At 68.0% G+C, this 15,358-nt stretch carries 12 protein-coding genes and 1 pseudogene; 4 read left to right on the plus strand and 9 right to left on the minus strand.

The window, feature by feature from the left end; translation table 11 throughout:
* Window positions 1-3: 3 nt before the first annotated feature.
* From FXO23_RS17860 to FXO23_RS17890, 7 genes are all read right to left on the minus strand, one after another.
* Entirely contained in the window at window positions 4-1,182 is a 1,179-nt protein-coding gene (locus FXO23_RS17860; protein WP_158886279.1) for a cytochrome P450, read from the minus strand.
* The gene (locus FXO23_RS17865; RefSeq protein WP_246257501.1) at window positions 1,163-2,569 is read right to left on the minus strand and encodes a GGDEF domain-containing protein; all 1,407 of its coding nucleotides are present in this window, start codon (window positions 2,567-2,569) and stop codon (window positions 1,163-1,165) included. Before FXO23_RS17865 ends, FXO23_RS17860 begins: the two co-directional genes overlap by 20 nt.
* Before the next feature lie 502 nt (window positions 2,570-3,071).
* On the minus strand, window positions 3,072-4,265 hold the full coding sequence (locus FXO23_RS17870) for an MFS transporter (RefSeq protein WP_158886283.1): 1,194 nt from the start codon (window positions 4,263-4,265) through the stop codon (window positions 3,072-3,074).
* A 321-nt stretch (window positions 4,266-4,586) separates the two neighbouring features.
* Entirely contained in the window at window positions 4,587-5,306 is a 720-nt protein-coding gene (locus FXO23_RS17875) for a hypothetical protein (protein WP_158886285.1), read from the minus strand.
* Window positions 5,307-5,371: 65 nt separating this feature from the next.
* A complete protein-coding gene (locus FXO23_RS51615; protein ID WP_246257468.1) occupies window positions 5,372-6,364 on the minus strand; it encodes a L,D-transpeptidase in 993 nt (330 codons plus the stop codon).
* A gap of 86 nt (window positions 6,365-6,450) precedes the next feature.
* Window positions 6,451-8,385: a S53 family peptidase gene (locus FXO23_RS17885; protein WP_246257475.1), complete on the minus strand. Its 1,935-nt coding sequence runs from the start codon at window positions 8,383-8,385 to the stop codon at window positions 6,451-6,453.
* Between the two features lie 984 nt (window positions 8,386-9,369).
* A complete protein-coding gene (locus FXO23_RS17890) occupies window positions 9,370-10,527 on the minus strand; it encodes an alpha-hydroxy-acid oxidizing protein (protein ID WP_158886287.1) in 1,158 nt (385 codons plus the stop codon).
* 520 nt (window positions 10,528-11,047) lie between these two features.
* Here FXO23_RS17890 and FXO23_RS17895 point away from each other — a divergent pair.
* The 4 genes and pseudogenes from FXO23_RS17895 (at window position 11,048) to FXO23_RS17910 (ending at window position 13,786) form a co-directional block, all read left to right on the plus strand.
* A complete protein-coding gene (locus FXO23_RS17895; RefSeq protein WP_158886289.1) occupies window positions 11,048-11,608 on the plus strand; it encodes a helix-turn-helix domain-containing protein in 561 nt (186 codons plus the stop codon).
* 146 nt (window positions 11,609-11,754) lie between these two features.
* Window positions 11,755-12,129 carry a tautomerase family protein gene (locus tag FXO23_RS17900; protein ID WP_218952085.1) on the plus strand — a complete coding sequence of 125 codons (375 nt, stop codon included), beginning with the start codon at window positions 11,755-11,757 and terminating at the stop codon, window positions 12,127-12,129.
* 92 nt (window positions 12,130-12,221) lie between these two features.
* Window positions 12,222-12,413: pseudogene (locus FXO23_RS17905) on the plus strand (IS256 family transposase); the annotation flags it as partial.
* A gap of 173 nt (window positions 12,414-12,586) precedes the next feature.
* Window positions 12,587-13,786: a hypothetical protein gene (locus tag FXO23_RS17910; RefSeq protein ID WP_158886293.1), complete on the plus strand. Its 1,200-nt coding sequence runs from the start codon at window positions 12,587-12,589 to the stop codon at window positions 13,784-13,786.
* Window positions 13,787-13,916: 130 nt separating this feature from the next.
* Here FXO23_RS17910 and FXO23_RS17915 read toward each other — a convergent pair whose 3' ends face one another.
* Window positions 13,917-14,057, minus strand: a complete 141-nt coding sequence (locus tag FXO23_RS17915) for a hypothetical protein (RefSeq protein WP_158886295.1) — start codon at window positions 14,055-14,057, stop codon at window positions 13,917-13,919.
* An 88-nt stretch (window positions 14,058-14,145) separates the two neighbouring features.
* On the minus strand, window positions 14,146-15,279 hold the full coding sequence (locus FXO23_RS17920) for a SagB/ThcOx family dehydrogenase (RefSeq protein ID WP_158886297.1): 1,134 nt from the start codon (window positions 15,277-15,279) through the stop codon (window positions 14,146-14,148).
* Between the last annotated feature and the right edge of the window lie 79 nt (window positions 15,280-15,358).

Here is a 15,358-nt window from a genome sequence, read left to right on the forward strand (position 1 = left end):
AGACTATTTTGTGTCGACAACGATGATCACCTCCTGCGGACCGCGGTGCCGGAACCCTGAACGCCAGCCCCGCACGGGCGTGGCCAACGTGATGCGAGGCCAGCGGTGGAGCAGCCGGTCGAGCACGGTGGTCAGCACTCTGCGCACGATTGCGGACCCGAGGCAGGCATGCGGTCCGTGACCGAGCCCGAGATGGGGATTGTGCTCGCGCCGCAGGTCCAGGGTGTCCGGGTCGGTGAATACCGCGGGGTCGTGGTTGGCTGACCCGAGCGAGAGCAGGACCGTCTGCCCGGCACGGATCGTCGCCGAGCCCATCGGGATGTCCACACGGGCGAATCGTGGCCCAGCCAGCATCTGCGGCGAGGCCCAGCGCAGCAGTTCCTCCGCCGCACGGGACGTGTGTGCCGGTCCCGCTCGCAGGCGCCCGGCCTGGTCCGGGTGCTGGGCGAGCGCGACGACCGCGGAGGCGACCGCGTCGGTGAGCACCTCGTAGAACACGAACAGCAGGTAGAACACCAAGCCGGCCAGTTCGGTCTCGGCGGCCTGGTGGCGCCCGGGTGCGGCAACGACCCGGGCGAGCGGGCCGTCAGGGCTGCGCGGGGTCATGCGCCGGGTGATGACGTTAGTGATCAGGTGTTGCATCACGGCGAGGGTGTCGCGGGCGCGTGGTGCCGAGTCTCCTGGCCGGAGGGTCGCCTCCGCCCACTGCTGTAACTCGGCGACCTCGTCGTCGACCAGGCCGAGTAGCTCCCCAACCACGAGCGCGGGCAGGGGGATCGCGAACTGGTTGACGATTTCGATCCGACCGCAGTCGGTCAGCTCGGCCAACGCGCGGTCGACGAGCCGGGTCAGGTCATCCTGCCGGGTGGCCAGCCAGCGCGGAGACAGCTCGGTGGTCACGAGGCTCCGCAACCGGGCGTGGTCCTCCGCCGGGACATTCAAGAGATGCGCGTTGAGCGGGGGTGGAAGCACGAAACCGCGGTAGTCCTCGCTCCTGGCGTCCACCTCGTGGGTGGACAGTCGCGGGTCGAGCAGCCCGGCCTTCACGTCGGCGTAGCGCGTCACCAACCACGCGGGCGGGTCGTCAGGGGTGGCGACACGGTGCGCACCTCCGGCTTCCCGCATCCGCGCCAGGTCCGGCCAGGGATCGGCGGCGAACCGCTCAGTGAAGAGTCGCAGCATCGTTCGGCACAATTGTATGGTCCTGTGGCTCGTGGATGGGAACTGGCGTTTTCACCAGTTCCGAGTAAGCGACTACCCGGTCGCGGCCCGCGTCCTTGGCAACGAAGAGCGCCCGGTCGGCTTCCTGTCGCAACTGCTCCAGGGTCGTGGTCATCCCATGGGCGGGGGCCACCGCGACGCCGATAGAGACCGTGCATTTGGGCAGGTCGCCGCGTTTGCGCCCGTCCTCGTGCTGCTCGGCGGCGCTTCCGAGGTATTCGATTTTGCCGCCGACGGGCATTCTCACCTGGGTCCTCAGTTGGGAAACCGCGACGCGGATCCGGTTGGCGATTTCGCGGCCCTCACGCTCGGTGGTGTCCGGGAGCAGCACGAGGTCCTCTTCACCACCCCACCGTCCTACAACGTCGCCGTTGCGGGTCTGCTTTCGCAGCACGTCCGCGACCGCCACCAACACCTTGTCCCCTCCGTCGTGACCGATCTCGCTGTTCCACCATTTGAAGCGGTCGATGTCGAGCATGAGCAGCACGCTGGTGTGCCCGGCGGCGTGGTCCACCTTCAGCGCGGCGTCCGCCAACTCCTCGAATCCGCGACGGTTGTACAGCCCGGTGAGGTGGTCGGTTTCCGCTCGCGCGGTGGCCTTGGCGAGTTCGGCGCGCAGGTGTTCGATCTCGGCCTGCTTTGCGATATCCCGCGCGATGCTGCGAGTCTCGCGCACCGCCAGTCCCAGGGCCAGGACCAGCCCCAATCCTGGCGGCAAGAACACCACGGCCGCGGCGTTGACCCCCGCGATGAGCAGGGTGCGCGCCTCGAGGAGGTTGTCCTTTCGGCTGCCCAGGGTTTTGTACAGGGTCCAGGACCGCGCCGGGCCGCAGAAGCGGATGCCACGGTAGATCCCGATCGGGATCGCCTCGGCCGCGAAGTAGACCACTCCGGCGGCGACTACAACAGCTGTCACCTTCCCCGTGGTTGCGAGGTCGCGCGCCGCGCCGTCGACGAGCCAGGTGGCGGGGTCGATGAGGTCCCGGACAGCACCGACCCCGACGACGGCCAGCACGATCGTGGCGGTGGTGCTGATCCAGATTCCGGGCGGCTTACGAGCGATGCGGTACCGGTGTGCGCGGACGATCACGACCAGGACGAGTGCCAGGGTGGTGGGCAGCACGAGGGCGGCCGCGCCGAACCAGATGCTGGTCAGGTCGATGTGTTCGACCCGTTTGCGGTCGAGCCGGTCGGCGCGGCGGCGTCCCTCAGCGACCTTGGTCAACCTCGTGTAGCCGAGCGCAGCCGCGAGGAACAGTCCGAACAGGACCCAGTGACGCGGCTGTGGTGTCGAGGAGAAGTGCCAGCCCAGCCCGCCGGCGACAGCGCCGATGAGGTCGATCACCATCACGGATGCAACGGTCGGCAGGCTCAGCGCGGAGAGTGCCTCTTCCGACCGAACGGACGAATCGCGACCCCGCCGTGCTTTCAAATATTCTCCGATTCGTGTCACGCTAGCCCCTGCCCATCCGTGAATACGCCCTGACGTGCGACAGGCGCAGCTAGCTCGCGACCTGCCGCTATCGTGTCGCGCCTCGGGGCCGATCGGGAGCAGCGGAGGTGATTTTGTGCTGCTCGTGAAACGCCACAGCCCCTGAGCCCCGTGCGCGTCATCGAGACGCTTTCTCATTCTCGTGCCCACCCCTCATTCGTTTCCCGCGCGAGTTCCGCGAAAGGAGGCTTCGCCATGGCCGGCCGCGACCGCGACATGTGAGCGACCCCATACAGGCTGCGACTGTGATCGCGCTGGAGGACAAATCCGTTCGAGCAGGTCTCGGCCTGCCCGCATTCACGCAGAGGAGTAGCGCCATGGTTGACCGCGACCGCGACATGTGAGCGAACGCTTCGCATCACGTCACCCCGTACCGGATCGTTGGTGACCGCGCCCAAGGCACCAGGCACGCCGCCGCGGCGGCGGTTCCCGCCATGCCCGCGACCGCGACCGCCAGCGACGGGGAACCGAGTACGTCGGCGAGCAGTCCGCCCGCCAGGACGGCGAGTCCTTGGCCTGCGCGCAGTCCGGTGCGCAGCCAGCCCGCCACCCGGGCCCGGACTTGGTCGCTGGCCAGGGACAGGGCTACCGTCTGCACGATCGATAGGTAGGCCGCGCCCGCGCCCGAGAGGAGCATCAGCACGGTGGCCCAGGCCGGCCCGGGCCGCAGCGCGAACCCTGCCAACGGGGCCAGGGACAGCAGGAGCAGGAGCCCGACCAGCGACGACTGCCGCTGCGGACTGGCGCGGCCGAGAAGCAAGGTGCCGAGCAGGTAGCCGACCACATTGGCGCCCAGCAGCAGTCCGAGGGCTCCCGTCGGGGCGGGCATTTCAGCCAGCAGCGGCACGATCACGGCCTCGGGGAGGATCGCCAAGGTGCCGACCAGCACCAGCACGTTGAGCACTCGCAGGTGGTGGTCGCGCCACACCAACTGCCAGCCCAGACGGTCCCGGCCGCCCGCGGTGTGCTGCGCGGGGGGCCGGAGTCGGACTCCGAGCTGGATCAGTAGCGCGACGGCCAGGAATGAGGCCGCGTCGATGATCAGCGCCATGCTGGGGCCGACCGCCGCCACGATGGCTGTGGCCGTGCCGATTCCAGCCAGTTGGCCTGCCTCGCGCATCATGAACAGCCAACGGCGCCCGGCCATGCGCTGCTCGTCGGTGGGCAGGACGTCGTTGACCGTCACCGCCTGAGCGGCCTTGAAGGGAGCGGAGGCGGCGGCGATGCCCACCACCCCGATGATCACGAGACCAACGGGAAGGCTGGGGATGGCCAGGGCCGCGGCACACGCGGCTTGCAGCAGCAGGCAGGTCACCATCACGGGCCGGCGGGCGAACCGGTCAGCCAGCGGACTCAGCAGGGGGCCCGCCACGAGATCGGGCAGGAAGGTGGCGGCGAAAGCCAGGGCGGCCGGAGCGGCGGAGCCGGTCGCGCGATAGACGTAGAACGCGATCCCGACCTTGGCCAGTTGGTCTCCTAGAACGGAGATGGCCTCTCCGGTCGCGAGTATGCGATATTCGCTGCCGAGCCCGGCACGCCGTAGTTCCCCCACGTGACATCCCCCTGCCAGCGCGTGACCAAATATAGTTGGCGAGTGATCACCCCACTGTAGGGGAGTGTTCCTGCTAGGAAACACTCCTCGCTTTTCATCACCCGATCGGCCCAGCGCTATGACGTTGGGTAATACCGGCATCTAGGACAACTGCAGTCGAACGACTCAACTCCGCGTGAATTGGCCGTGAGGACCGGTTGGCGGCGATGCGCGTCCGCGAGGCCACGCGAGCCTGGAGCAGCCCTCATTCCTGGTCTTCCTGCTGCTTCCGGGTTTCCGTCCCTGCGAACGATCGGTCCGCAGGGACGGCACCATTACCCGTCAGCCTGTGACCGCGGGGTGGCCCGGTTTGCGTTCGGGCTTGGGCGCTGGCGGGATGTCCACGCCCGGTTTGCCGTTCGGCGGGTTCGTGGCTGGCTTGCCGCCTGCGGGGTGGCCAGGAGCCGGTTTCCCAGGAGCGGGTTTGCCTGGCGCGGGCTGGCCGGGCTGGGGCGGATTGCCGGGGCCGGGCGGGTTGTTCGGCGGTGTGCCTGTGCCGCAGGAGACGACCGCGACCTGTACGGTTTCCGCGCCCATGTTTCCGGCGCCGGTGAGCGTGATCGTGGCACCGGTCGCGTTGCCGCCGCGGACTGCGCCATACGTCACGGTCAGGTAGTCGGTGAGCTTCACTGTGCCGGTTCGTCCGGCGGCGGCTTTGCCGTTGGTGCAGGTGGTCGACACCGCGCCGATGGATTTCCCGGCGACGGTCACGTTGCCCACGCTGGCCGAGGCGGTGCCCGCCCCGGCCGACACCCGCAGGCTACTGGCGACCACGAACCCCGCTTTCGACCGGACGCTGCCCAGTTCGCTGGTGCGGACGGCCCCCGCCGAGCTGACCGAGGGCTGCGCACCGAGCGGGTCCGCGCCGGAGGCGGAGATCCCGTAGGCGGTGGACGCCGTGTCGGCGCGGGCGATGCCGGTGCCGGTGATGGTGGCGGCGAGCCCGGCGCCCAGCGCCAGCGCCGCGAGCGTGGCGCGCGGTCGGAAGGTGGTGTGGACCATGTCGTTTCCCCTCGTGGTTGTGCGCCCGGCCCACGATCGGTAGGTGGGCCGGTGGTTGGGTTGGTTCAGCGGATCAGCACCGGCGTGCCCAGTGGCACCTCGCTGCTGAGGAGAGTCAGGGCGTCGCCCGGGACGCGGATGCAGCCGTCGCTGCTTTGCTGGCCGTAGACATCGGCGGTGGGCCAGGTGTGGATGCCCACGGTCCCCGGTCCTCCTCCGTAGGTGAGGTAGGTGTCGCTGTGCACCGAGAGCGGCAGCACGAGCGGGCTGTAGGTGGGATGAGTGTCCTGAATGGACGCCAGAATGTAGGCGCGACCGGCCGGTGTCGGTGAGTGTGGTTTCCCGATCCCGACAGTCCAGCTGTGGGTCACCACGCCGTCGCGCAGTACGTCCAGGCGGAACGTGGCGCGGTTCAGCCGCAACAGGTAAGGCGTGCGTGCTTCGTCCACAGCAGACCCGGTTCGGAATAGCCAGGCGGAGGATCCGTTGGGGCGCCCGGGAAGGAGCACGAGATCCCACCCGGGTTGCCGTTCGATCACCGGCACCCAGGTGTCGGCGTCGAACTGGCGCGGTGGGAGTCCTGCGATCGCCGGTCCTCCCGGCGCGGCGTAGAGCGGCACCGTGGTTCGCGGGTGCAGCACCAGCCCGCTAGGTTCCTCGCCGGGAGCCGGATCCTGCGGCGCGGCGGGCATGTCGGCGAAGGTCGTCTGGCTCGGTAGCGCGGCGAGTTCGGCGTCGCTGACCGGACGCGCGGGAATGATCGCCTCCTGCTCCGCTGCCTCGGGCGAGGGACGGTCGGGTAGAGGCGGTGGGGTGGACGCTGCAGTTCGGCAACTCGCCGCGACCGCGACGACAACCGCGAGCACGACGATTCCGGCCAGGACTACGAAGGCGGTCCGCCCCCATCGCGGAGTCCCGGCGGATGGCTTGGTGCCGGTCGACGCGGCGTGCTCGCCCAGCGGATCAGCAGAGTGGCTGTCGTCTTCCGGGATGCTGGGCGTCGCACTGGCGGGAGTGAGATCGGTGTCGTGGTCATCGGGTTTGCTGTGTCGGCCCATCGCGTGGTCTCCCCATTCCCTCGTAGGTCTGGTCGTGGTGGTGCGGCCCCGGATTGCAGCGGGGCCGCACCACTGGTGGCGGGCGGCTACCGGCCGAACGCGGCGACGAAACCGGTAGTCGGGGTACCGATTCCGGTCACCGGATCCCAGCCGCGCGCGCTCTGCAACGATTGCGGCTTGGAGTCGACATCGACCAAGTAGTCGCCCGGGCCGTTGGGCACGGTCACTCCGCCCGGAGCGCCCATGCCCTGGGTCCAGATCCCGGCCTGCTGCGGAACCACGTCGGTCACCGCCGCGCTGTTCCCGGCCAGCCGGTAGAGAGCGGGATTGAGGAATCCGGGGCGGGCCTGCCCGTGGGCCTGGGCGGCGTCGGCCACGATGCCCGCCATCAACGGGGAGCCGAGGGAAGTGCCCCCGGCCGGGCCGGCGAGGTAACCCTGCCTGCCGGTGGCGCCGACCAGCATGCCGGTGTAGTTGTCCGACAGCGCACCGATGTCGGGCACGGCCCGCTTCCCGTCGGAGGAGCCGACAACACCGTGCTGATAGGCGGGCAGGTCGTAGATCGTGGACCGGCCGCCGCCCGCGCCGCCGGCGAATGGTCCGTCGGCATCATTCTGCGGGACCCATCGCCCGTTGGTCAGCGTGTTGCCGGAGTTCTCCCACCCGCCGGTGAACGCGATTTTGTTGTCCCGGTCAAGAGCGACGGTGGTGCCCCCGACCGCGGTGACCCATGGTGAGGAAACCGGGAACCGGACCCCGGGCGTGCGCGTGCCACGCGAGTCGTCCCCGATGTCTCCGGAGGCGAACAGCAACGCCTGTCCTTGCACGGCGGCTTGCACTGCGATCGCCTCGAACTGTTCGCGGGTCGCGCTGGGAATTTCGTTGTCGCGTAGGTTCGAGGTCCAGGAGTTGGTGATGATTCCGGCGCGGTCCTCGGCGACTGCGCGGTTGAGCCCGTCGTATCCGTTGCAGTCGCCCGAGGCGTACCAGAGAAGTTGTGCGGCCGGGGCAGTGGCGTGCGCGGCTTGGATGTCCATCGTTTGCTCGAAGTTCCAGGTCGCCTCGCCGTCGCCGCCGGAGCAGTTGCTCGGAATCCCGCCCGGGGGCAGGCGATTCTCGTACTGGCCCGGTGCCAGCGGCGGCGCTCCCGCCTCACGGGCCCATCGCTGGGTGTCCTCGACGATCGTCCGGGACGCGTAGAGTCCGGTCGCGGCGATGGTCTGCCCGGCACCGGTCTGCCCGGCCCCGAGCCCGTAGATGGCGCGGGTCTGCCCGGCGGTGTAGCCGCAGAGGCGGTTGCTTTGCCGCCCGTTCCCATACTTTTGGGGCACGTCGCGGTTGGAGTGCTCGCCCCAATACCGCGAACAGTATTGGTCCGGCGCGGCGAGTCGGGGCGTGTCGGCGGGAGTGACGCCCTGGTCGGGATGTGCGGTCGCGGTGGCCGCGCGGTCGCTGTCGTCGAGCCCGAGCACAGCGGTGATCGCCGGACGGACGGAGCGGGGCACGCTGACGTCGCTTTCGGGCGCGGCCAGGGTGAGCGGGCCCTTGCGGTAGGTCGCCAGCCGGACGCCGAACACGACCTGCAACTGCGCGACCGTGCCGCGGGCGGCCACGAAATGACGGTTGCCCGCTACCTCTCCGAGGGCCAGGCCCTGGCCGCGCAGCCAGTCCTGCACGCGACTGACGGTCTCGGCGGTCGGCCCGTACCGGTCGGCGAACTCCTGCGCGGTGATGAACTGGCCGTACTGCGGCGATCCGGGTGTGGACACCGCCTGCGCGAGTTGCCGCGCGCCGCTGGGGTCGCGCAGCCCAAGCGCGATCCGGATCTCCCGCTGCTGGCTGGTGTCCACCGCGTCCACGCGCGCCTGTGGGAGCGCCCAACTCGGGTGTGTGCCCGCCACCACGGCGCGGTCAGTCGTCTCCGCGGGACTGCCGGTCGCCTGCGCCGAGACCGGCACCGCAGCCATCCCGGCCAACATCACGGCTCCCGCCACCACGCCCGCGATGCGGGCTGATCGCACTACTGCCATATTTCCCCCGTTTCCTCGAATGTCACCAACCCGCGCCAGAATTGTCGTCTAGCGACGTTCCCAGAAACCAACCTTCACACCGAGGACGTGACGGATCGCTCACTGCCACAATCGATTTCCCCTGACAACTGGTTCCCGTGCACCTGGAGCGGACCAGTGTTCCCCTTGCTGTCGAACCGAAAGATTTCCGATTCGCCCCGCCACCTTGGCATTAAGACACAATGTAGTCAATAGTTATTTGCCGAGCACTTCGACAATTATCCGTTGACTGCTTCGGCATGGAATCTAGACGCTCGAATAGCCAGTTCGGTTTTGTGGCCGAACCGGCAGGATGAGGTTGTGCGCCATGGGTTAGCGTGCTGCGGACACTTTCCCGGACGTGAGCGCGCGATGCAGGCGCCTCACCGGCCTACACCGCGCGAACGGGGTAATTGGTGCTCGCTCCTTTCCCGGAAACTTGGTGCCGGTTCCGCCCGCGTGCCGGGGCCAACAGCTGAGGTGACACGCGACGGAACCGGTGGAGCCGGGGCACGGTGGCGCTGGGGTGACCACCTCGCACCCCGACTGGTCTTGCCCGAACCTTGTTCGGTGGTTGCACGTAATCGGTAGGATGGCCTCGCCGCGCCCCGCGAATCGCCCATCCGTGACAGGACGCGGCGAGACCAATACGGCTGCGAGTCGCATTGCCGGGGAGGCGCGACCCTCTGAGGTGCAGGGTCGCGAGAACGCGACCGCAGCCGGGCTTTCACTTCAATGATCCGTCGGTTTGCGGATCGGCAACTGCGCGAGTCGACGGCCTGGTCCTCTGTGGAGGGTCCCGGGGCTTCGACGCGATGCTCACCAGCAACGCAGTCTTCGATCGTGGCGTTCCAACCGCGAATTGACGGACGTCGTGGTCGGTGCTTCCGCCGCAACGGGCGGCGGGCACCGTCGGAGGGGCCGCGTGGACGGGGGAGGTTCCGGCGCGTTGCGGCATCAAGACACCTCCCTGACCGCGGCCCTGGTGAGTTCGTAGGCGTTGGCGTAGCCCGCGTTGCCCAGCGTCCGGCCGTAGTCGGCCAGGATGCTTCGCACCACATGCCCAATGCCATCAGGCCCGAACGCGCCCAGGCCATACACCCACGGGCGGCCAAGCAGCACCGCGTCCGCGCCCAAGGCCACAGCCTTGATGATGTCGGCGCCGGACCTGATACCGCTGTCGAACAAGATCGTAGTCTTCGGCAGGCCCGCCGAGGCGGTCAGCGTGCGCACCGCGTCAGCAATCGACGGCAGCGCATGCAGCGCGCCGAGCGCGCCGTCCACCTGGCGGCCGCCGTGGTTGGACACCACGATCCCGTCCATGCCCGCTTCCACGGCGCGCAGCGCGTCGTCGACGTGCTGGATGCCCTTGAGCACGATGGGACCGGCGTCCCACCGATCCCGTACGTGGGCCAAGTCATCCCAGGTGCGCGTCGGGTCGGTCATGATCTCCGCCCATCGGCGCACTACCTGCGCACGTTCGTCACCCTTGCCGTCGAGTCCCAGCAGGAACGCGGGGTCGTGGGCGAGGTTCTCCGTGCCGATCCCCTCGAGGAACGGGAGATTCGCGACGTCGTGATGCCGCGGCCGCCACCCCACCATCGGGAGGTCGACGGAGATGACCAGCACGGTGTAACCATGGGCCCGGGCACGTTCGATCTGGCTGTCGTTCACCGCTTCATCAGTGGTCCACACCAACTCGTACCATCGGTCACCCGGCCCGTTGGTCTCGGCGACGTGTTCGAGCGGGACGGACGCGGCGGCAGAGAGCACGAACGGTATGCCGAGTTCGCGGGCCGCACGAGCAAGCGCGTGTTCGCCGTCCGGGTGGATCAGCCGCAGCGCACCAACCGGCGCGAGCAGGACCGGCCCCGGCGAGGTCGCCCCCAGCACCGTCGTCGGCTGGTGACCGCTGACGTCCCGCAGAACACGGGGCACGATGCCCCACCGTGCGAACGCGGCACGGTTGGCCTCGACCGTCGCACCTGATCCCGCACCCGCGGCGACGTAGGAAAACGCGGCGTCGGTGAGCATGTGGCGCGCTTCCCGTTCGACCGCGTCCAAATCGGTCGCGTAGAGGCCGGGGAGGTCCTTGTGCTCTGCCAGCAGCGGCATGGGCGCTTCACCTCCCCTCTCGAGCAGGTCGCCCGGCGTACGGGACCGGCAGATGCGGGTCGGTGCGCGGCACGTAAGCGAGTTGCTCGCTCCGCCGCCGCACACCGACCCTGACCAGGCTGGCCAGCCAGTTTCCCCCCATCTGGCCGCCGGTCTCCCCCGGGCGGCGGGTGGAGTGCATCCACGTCCTGGGTAGAGCACAGCGCGATCCCGTTCCAGCGCGCGGGAAGCGACGTGACCGCCTCAGGGTGCGCGAATCCATCCATCCCCCCTTGTCCGCCCTGGCCGAGAGCGCAGGTGCGGAAAGTTCGCAAAACTGCACCCTTGACCAGTGCAAACGCCGATCCCGGCGCCCTGCCAACGGTTCACCTCGCCAATGGCGATGTTTCCTGGCAGGAACACCCCTGGGACCGAGGATAGGTCAACTCCTCACGATGTCAACCACTAGGAAACACTGCGCGGCTTGGTCATGTAGAATGTCAACCGCTAGGAACACCTGGATGGCTTCTGTGGGGTATCAATGACTGGATCCGACCGTGACGACGACGTCGAGTCGCCCAGCAACTCCTTCCCCAGCGAGCTCGCCAGGCGCTTGCGGTATCTGGACCGGCGCCGCCGCGCGGACAGCCTCGGCCAAGGCCTCACCGAATCCGAGGTGAAGCGGCGCTACAACCAATCCGCTGTCGCACGCTCGGTAGGCATCAGCGCGGCGTACGCCTCCAAGTTGTTCAACGGCACGGCCACAAAGGGCATCAAACGCCAATTGCTGGACAAGCTGGCCGAGTTCTACGAGGTCTCCACCGCGTTCTTCGACACGACCGACCATCGGCCGTTAGACGAAATCGTTGTCGCCGCAGAGTTCGTGTATCAGGAGCGGGCCGGAGGCGGCACGATTGTGGCCTTACGCGGTGGCTCGCACTCCGACGACGTGCAGGAACTCGCCGCGGAACTCAGCGCAGTGGATCCCGAGCAACTGCGCGAACTGACAGCGTTGGTGCGCGACCTCAACCGGCGCCGCAGCACCCAGTCCGGGGCTGCGGAAGTCAAGTTCCGCGCACCGGCCAGCGACGACCAGGCATGAGTTTCAGGAGACGCAGGGCGGCGGGGACGAGGCATCCCGGACCGCTACCTGACACTGAAGGCGTCACGACAATCGGCGAAATAGCCACCGAAGGGGTCCCCATGCCGTTCGTCCGGATCACGTTGAGTACGGACCGTCCCGAACCGATGCGCGCAGCCGTTGCCGAAGGCGTGCGCAGCGCGCTGGTCAGCGCCCTCGGCGTTCCCCCGGACGATCGGTTCCAGATCGTCGACGCGCAACCGGCCACCGCCTTCCACGTAGACCGCCACTTCCTCGACGGTGATCGACGCGATCCGGTGGTGGTGGAGATCACGCTCACCCGCGGGCGGACCCGGGACATGAAACTCGCGCTCTACCAGGCGATCGTGGCCAACCTGTCCGAAGCCGGCGTGCGACCGGACGATGTGCTGATCATGCTGCAGGAGTCCGGGCGGGAGGACTGGTCCTTGGGCGGCGGGAAGATGCAACTGCTCGACGAGGACCTGATCCGCAAGTACGGCTGGTCACCACCGCAGGCGTGATCCCGACTTGCCCTGCGGCAACGCATTGGTTCCCCGGGTGGGCGGACTTGCTGCGTGACTGCGCCCGGCGTGGGATGCGCGCTCCGGTCCTCACCGTTCGGCACCGGACCAAGATCACCTGCGGTCCCGGCTCCCGAGCCGCCGGGCTCGCCATGACCTTCAAGCTCATCGAGGCCGCCCACGACCGCTGGCGCGCGGTGAACGCGCCACACCTGGCCGCTCTCGTCCGCGCCGGCGCGACCTTCACCAACGGCAAGCTCGTCGAGCGACCCGCAGCGGCGTGACCCGGGTAGCCCACAGCTCTGGCGGGCGGCGAAAGTCCACGGATTCGTCATGGTCGTCGCCACCATGTCATGATGCCGTGAATGGCAACCACCAGCGGTTTCGGAGATCACCTCCTAGACTTACCGTGAAGTAAGAACGATCGTGTCAGGAACTCGGGAGATTCACTGGTGACGTGCGGCCAATCGTGGGGCTGGCTACCTGCTGGTGGGCGGTCGATGCTGCGGTGAGCAAGGGAGCGGCGACACGGCACATGGGCCAGTGGATCCTGTTCGACGCAGCGCTTCGTATCCAGCAGATCGGTCCTGCCCCGTACCAGGGAAAGTCCGCCACCTCGACCCTGGATATGGTGGCCAACCGAACGGTTCTTCCAGCGTTACTGAAGGCTCGGGAACGCGGGGAGGGGGAGGCCGCCCGTGAGGTCACGAAGTTCGGCGAGCAGTTGGTGGTGCAGATCGTTCCGATCCTAGGACCGTGGACGAAGGCGCCGATTGCCTGGCTGGGACGCTATGGCGAAGAACGGGCGTCACCGCCGGTTGTGGGAGCGTTCGAGTGGTTGGTCCCGCCTGCCGCAGCAGAGCGGCGCGCGCGCATGTACCTCTCGCCAGCTATGCACCTGCTCTACGGCACCGAACCGGCCCCCGAGCAGACCGATCCAGACGATCCTGCCCTGAGCTGGTGGCACGGTGCCCAGTATTTCGACGAGCACGTCGGGTACGCATACCGCATGGTGCTACGCCGGGCGTTCGAGCTCGCGCTACGGGCCCCCCACAACACGCCGCACTATGAGCGCTTCCACAAAGGAAACAGGCGAACAGGCAAAGTAGAGACCCTCCATCAGGTCTTGTGGCGAGAAGCCACTGCCGCGACGGCGTTCGGGGTCAGCCCGGATGTCCAGTTGCTCCGCGGGACCACGACCGGGGTGGATGAGCGACCAGGCGAGAACGATCTGGTCGAGGGTTTGCAGGACCTGGCGGGCGCACACACGTCCGTGGCGCCTCCACACGCGATGATCGACACCTCGACCGGGGCGATGTGGTCACGCAGCAACCGGTTCGACCTGCTCGGTTTGTACCTCCCCATTGACCGCCTGCTGCGCGAGATGTGCCATCCCGACGATTTTGAGCGGTTGATGGCGATGCTCGTTCGAACCGCTGCGCAGCACAACACACCAGAGCTATTGCTGGTACGAGCGGAGCCGTCACCGCTGATCCGTGCACGGTTCGCCACCGGCGGCCGGAGTCAGCGGGACGGAAGCTATCGCGAGCTGACGCTTCAGGCCATCGCTGTCCGCACAACGAGTTACCCGTCGAACGTACTCGTCTACTTCTATCCACCGGAGGTCGTGCCCCTCCTCGGCCTTGGCGACGGCTGACCGGCATGTGGATCCGCGCGTGTCGTGGGATTTCGAATCGAGTCGAGGTGTGGTGCTGCTAGCGTACGCCCAGCGGGGGTGGAGCACAGGTCCATTGTGCTCCACCCCCGCCTTGCGCTTCGCTTCATGCTCAGGCGAAGTGGTTCGACAGCAACTTGCTGCGGGTCTTCGTACCACGCACGGTCACCGTCATGATCTTTTGCTGTGACTGAGGCTTGTTCTTTGCCTGCTGCGTGGAGCGCAGTGGCGCAACGACGGCCGGTTTCGTCATCGATTCACCTCCCTTCCTCGTTCCTAGTCCCGGCGCGGATCCGCCAGGACTTTCACGTTCCCAATCTCATCCCCGCATCCGGTACCGCTCATCGGCGGCTCGGTTTTCGGGCGACGGTCATGTCGATCGGGTGGCCGTCGACCGGTCCGGCGGGGTGGCCCGCGCCGAGCAGGTAGAGCGCGGTCTCGCTGATCCCGTCGATCCCGAGCGCGGACTCGACCTCGCTGTCCCGGAACGCGGCCGTCTGGAACGGGCCGAGCCCGGTCGCGGTGGTGACCAGGTCGAAGGTCTGCGCGAGGTGACCGGCGTCGAGCAGGATCATCCGCAGCGTGCGCGGATGCGCGTATTTGTAGGTGGCCCGTTTCAGCAGCGCGGTCAGGAACACCACGAATCCCGCGGTGATCGCCATTTCCTGGCCGAAGGAAAGCCGGTCGACCTCGGTGGCGCCGAACTCCGCGTCGAGCAGCTCGAGGCTGTGCTGCTCGGTGTTGTAGTGGTACAGGCCGGGCGCGACACCGTCCACATTGAGCACTCCGACGTACGCCTCGAGTTCGTGCCGCGCCCCGCCGCCAGGGCTGGTGCGCATCAGCAGCGTCCCGTACTCGCGCGCGTCCACGAAGTACATCGGCGCGAACGTGTAGTGCAGGACCGTGGCCAGCTCGCGCAATCCGACGGCCCGGCCGGTGAAGTCGCGGTGCGTGCGCCGCGCCAGCAGTACCTCGCCGAATTCGCCGCGCAGCGGCAGGAAAGCACGCGGCAGCCGGACCCGGGGCGCGTCCGGGTAGGTCTTGAAGATGGGCGGGGGCGGCCCGCTCGCCAGCGCCACCGCGGCAGCTTCGCGGCGGTGGTCCTCGTCGTCCCCGATGTACACCGCGTCTTTGGTGCCGAAGTGGAAGAAGCGCGCCTCCTCACTCCAGTTCGCCCACTCGTTCACCAGCAGGTCCTCCCGGGCGGTCTGCTCGGGGGTGTGCAGCAGCCCAGCCTCCACCAACGCGTCCACAGCTTCCCGAACAGACTCGGGCGTGTATTCCGGCGACGCCACGACAGCAGCTTCCATATCCATCCAGTCGTCGAACAGGCACAGAAAGTTCCAGGTGCTCTCGTCGATAACCATGGCGTTGTCTTCGTCCACGTCTGAGGACTTGGGGGCGAGGTAGTCCTCCAAAACAAACTGACCCTGGTGCCAGTAGCCGACAAGGCTGCGGGTGCGCCGGAACTTCACTGCGGGCTCCTCTCCCGGGTTGGGACACTGGCTGGTGGGCCGGGGTCACAGCCGACGTGACGCCGGCCCGCACGAAACC

It is taken from the genome of Amycolatopsis anabasis (assembly GCF_009765355.1).
Classification (GTDB): domain Bacteria; phylum Actinomycetota; class Actinomycetes; order Mycobacteriales; family Pseudonocardiaceae; genus Amycolatopsis; species Amycolatopsis anabasis.

What these genes read in the sequence shown, in the direction of transcription:
- FXO23_RS17860 (WP_158886279.1), bottom strand. Translation starts at nt 1,182, where the DNA reads ATGCTGCGACTCTTCACTGAGCGGTTCGCCGCCGATCCCTGGCCGGAC.
- FXO23_RS17865 (WP_246257501.1), bottom strand. Translation starts at nt 2,569, where the DNA reads ATGGTGATCGACCTCATCGGCGCTGTCGCCGGCGGGCTGGGCTGGCAC.
- FXO23_RS17875 (WP_158886285.1), bottom strand. Translation starts at nt 5,306, where the DNA reads ATGGTCCACACCACCTTCCGACCGCGCGCCACGCTCGCGGCGCTGGCG.
- FXO23_RS51615 (WP_246257468.1), bottom strand. Translation starts at nt 6,364, where the DNA reads ATGGGCCGACACAGCAAACCCGATGACCACGACACCGATCTCACTCCC.
- FXO23_RS17890 (WP_158886287.1), bottom strand. Translation starts at nt 10,527, where the DNA reads ATGCCGCTGCTGGCAGAGCACAAGGACCTCCCCGGCCTCTACGCGACC.
- FXO23_RS17895 (WP_158886289.1), top strand. Translation starts at nt 11,048, where the DNA reads ATGACTGGATCCGACCGTGACGACGACGTCGAGTCGCCCAGCAACTCC.
- FXO23_RS17900 (WP_218952085.1), top strand. Translation starts at nt 11,755, where the DNA reads ATGCGCGCAGCCGTTGCCGAAGGCGTGCGCAGCGCGCTGGTCAGCGCC.
- FXO23_RS17915 (WP_158886295.1), bottom strand. Translation starts at nt 14,057, where the DNA reads ATGACGAAACCGGCCGTCGTTGCGCCACTGCGCTCCACGCAGCAGGCA.